Origin of the sequence: Mycobacterium sp. 852014-52144_SCH5372336, from assembly GCF_001665615.1 — a bacterium.
Classification (GTDB): Bacteria; Actinomycetota; Actinomycetes; order Mycobacteriales; family Mycobacteriaceae; genus Mycobacterium; species Mycobacterium neumannii_A.
Genome location: NZ_LZSW01000040.1, coordinates 1 through 3,394, shown reverse-complemented (window position 1 = coordinate 3,394; position 3,394 = coordinate 1). Strand labels below are relative to the sequence as shown.

General features: G+C 62.3%; 1 protein-coding gene and 1 pseudogene. Both read left to right on the top strand.

What is annotated here, in order from left to right; all coding sequences use genetic code 11:
- A partial coding sequence (locus tag A5759_RS08270; protein WP_156616867.1) for an Ig-like domain-containing protein occupies positions 1-2,864 on the top strand: 2,864 nt, incomplete at its 5' end.
- Positions 2,865-3,187: 323 nt separating this feature from the next.
- A pseudogene (locus A5759_RS08265) lies at positions 3,188-3,394 on the top strand (hypothetical protein); the annotation flags it as partial.

Here is a 3,394-nt window from a genome sequence, read left to right as displayed (position 1 = left end):
TTGATCCGGCGTTGACCAAAGACTCCTTCACCATCAGCGTGCAAGACGGTGTCGGCGGCAACAGCACCGTGACCGTGGAAGTCGACATCCTGGAAAAGAACGCAAAACCCACCGGGCGAGCCAAAGTCACCAAACCGGACACCACCACCGGGGTAGTCACCGTGACCATCACCGCCACCGACGGTGACCGCGACACGATTTCCTTCAGTGCGCCGGCAACCAGCAGCAAGGGCGGCACTGTCACCACGATCGGCACCGGTGTGTTCAGTTACAGCCCGACCGAGGTCGCCCGCTACAACGCCTCGCTTCCGACGGCGTCCGCAGCCGACAAGGTCGACACCTTCACTGTCACCCTGGATGACGGCCACGGCGGCGTCGTCAACCAGCTTGTCTCAGTCACGATCAGCCCGAAGTCCCGGCCCAACAACGTGGCCACCTCCGGTGGTGCTACGGCCTACACCGAGCAGCAGGGGCCCGTCGTGGTCGACGCGGCCCTAACCCTCAACAATTCAGCTTCCTCTTCTTTCTCCGGGGCTACCGTGACGGTGAACACGCCGCAGACGGGTGATTCGCTGGCGTTCACCGCGCCCGCGGGCAGTGGTATCACCGGCAGTTATAACGCCGGCACGGGAATCCTCACGCTCACCGGCACTTCCAGTGTGGCCAACTACCAAGCCGCGCTGCGCTCGGTAACGTTCACCTCGACCACGGACGCGCCGACAGCGACAAAGACGGTCAGCTTCATGGTCATCGATGCCAGCCAGCCAAGCGCGTTGGCAACCAAGACTATTGCAATATCGGCGGTCAACGACGTGCCCGCGGTGGTGACGTCGGGCGGGTCGACGGCCTACACCGAGCAGCAGATCGCCGTCGTGGTCGACGGCACGCTGACAATCAGCGATCCGGATTCGGCGTCGTTGACGAAGGCAATCGTCACGCTGACTTCTCCGCAGACCGGTGACACGCTGGCGTTCACCACTCCCGTAGGCAGTGGCATAAACGGCAGCTACAACGCCGCCTCCGGTGTTCTCACGCTCACCGGGACCTCGAGCGTCGCCAACTACCAGGCCGCGCTGCGCTCGGTGACGTTCACATCGACCACGGACGCGCCGACAGCGACGAAGACGGTCAGCTTCGTGGTCACCGATGCGGGGGCGTCCAGCGCGGCGGCCACCAAGACCATCGCGATAACCGCGGTCAACGATGCGCCTGCCCTGAACGGTGGTGGTGGCAACGTCGTTGCAGCACCGGGTATCCCGGTCAAAATAGCTCCGGCGGTCAGCGTGGCCGACTCCGATAGCGGAAATCTGACCGGAGCGACGGTGGCCATCACCGTCGGACGCCAGACCGGAGACGTCCTCGCTTTGAGTTCGCCGCAGAGCGGGATCACCCCTAGCTACAACCCCAGCACGGGAGCGCTCACGCTCACCGGGACCGCGAGTGTGGCGAATTACCAAGCGGCACTGCGGTCGGTCACCTTCGCGAACAACAGTGTCCCGCCGTCGGGGGCAACCCGGACCATCGCGATCACCGTGACCGACGGTGCGCTGACCAGCAACACGATCACGCAAACCGCGACCGTGCGGGTCAATCACGCTCCGGTGGCGAACAGCAACGCGTTCACCGGCGCCGAAGACACGCTCGTGAGTGGCAACGTGCTGGCCAACGACACCGACGCCAACGGCGACACGCTGACCGCCAGCCTGGGCTCAGGCGCTTCTAACGGCATCGTGAACCTGAACTCGAACGGGTCGTTCACCTATGCCCCCTACGTCAACTTCCACGGCACCGACAGCTTCACCTACACCGCGTCCGATGGCTTCACCACGAGCAACACGGCCACCGTCACGCTCACCGTCACTGCCGTCGACGACGTTGTCTTCCAATTCACCTACGGGGAAGGTTCGGAATATTGGACCCCGCAGGCCAAGGCTGCGCTACAAGCAGCTGCGGACCGTCTCTCCGAATACTTTGCGACCCCGTCCCCAGTGACGATGACCTACGACGTCACGGGCTACTTCGATCCGGACTCGTGGACTCTGGCCACGGGGGGAATCGCAGGTGGAATCCCGCTTGGCGGCTATCAGAACCCCTTCATCAGGAAGGTCACGTCGGTCAACCATTACGACGCCGACCCCGCTGCGGCAGATGGCCAAATCAACTGGAATTTCGGCAAAACGTATTCCTACGACGACACCCCAGCGGAGTACGAGTTCGACTTTCAGTCGGTCGCGATGCATGAATTGCTACACAGCTTCGGCTATCAGAGCTTCACGACAGCCAGCGATTTGACCTCCCGCACAACCTGGCTCACGTACGACAACTTCCTCGTAGATCAAAGCGGCACGAAGGTCATCGGGGAAGACTTCAAGTTCAAGTCCGCTTACGTATCGAATTTGTCCGGCTTGAACGGGGGTCTGTATTTCGGCGGAGCTAACGCGGTCGCCGCATACGGGGGTCTTGTTCCTCTCGAAGGAGACTCAGTGGCCCACCTGCGCTCCACGACTTTCCCCTACAACAGCGCATCCCGAAAGATCATGGGTCCGATCTCTGCCCCTGGGGTGGCTCTGAGAACCATCAGTCCCTTCGAGCGGGGCATTCTGATGGACCTCGGCTACACCGTGGCCGGCGGGACGCAGACCATCGCCCTGGGCTTCGCAGCCGCTGAGGAGGAACTGCACTCTCTGGACACTCAATCTGGCCTCAGCGATTCCGACGCGATCGTCGCCGCAATAGGCGCGGGGCAGTCCATCAAGCCAGCTGCAATGGTGACCGTCATCGTTGCTGACAGCGGGCTGCGCGACGGACAACACGACGCGTACCTGGTTTGGTTGTTCTTGTTCAGTCCGTTCAGCGTCAACTGATCCAGACGATTCGCTTCAGCCGTCGCTCTGTCTCGGCCGTGGCGTCGAGAGCACCAGCGACCGGTGGCAGAGGACGTCCTTTGTGGCACATGTCCGGCCACCATCGTCGAAGCTGTTGTTGACTACCCAACGTCATTTGAGTGCTTGCAGATCGAAGTAACTGTTTTCGTGCGGAAGGGGTGATCCCATACGCCCTGTGTCCCAACAATATTGCGCTCGCAAGTACCCTGGGTGAATCGGCCATTATACATAGGGTTTTCCCCGATTCCTTGCTGGTCCGCTGGGCCTAGATTTAATGCAGTCATTGATTTCTAGGGGCGGTCATGGGTTGTGCGCGTTATGTGGGTCGGGTGGGTGCGTTGGCGGTGGCCTTGGGTGTGGGGTCGGCTGTGGCGTCGTCGGCGGGGGTGGTGTGGGCCCAGACCGACGGTGGAGATGCCGCGTCGGTGGATGCCAGCGTCGGTGCGGTGGGCTCTGATGTGGGTGCCGGGGCGCCGGTTGCTACCGGAGTCGAGTCGCCGTCGGGTCAG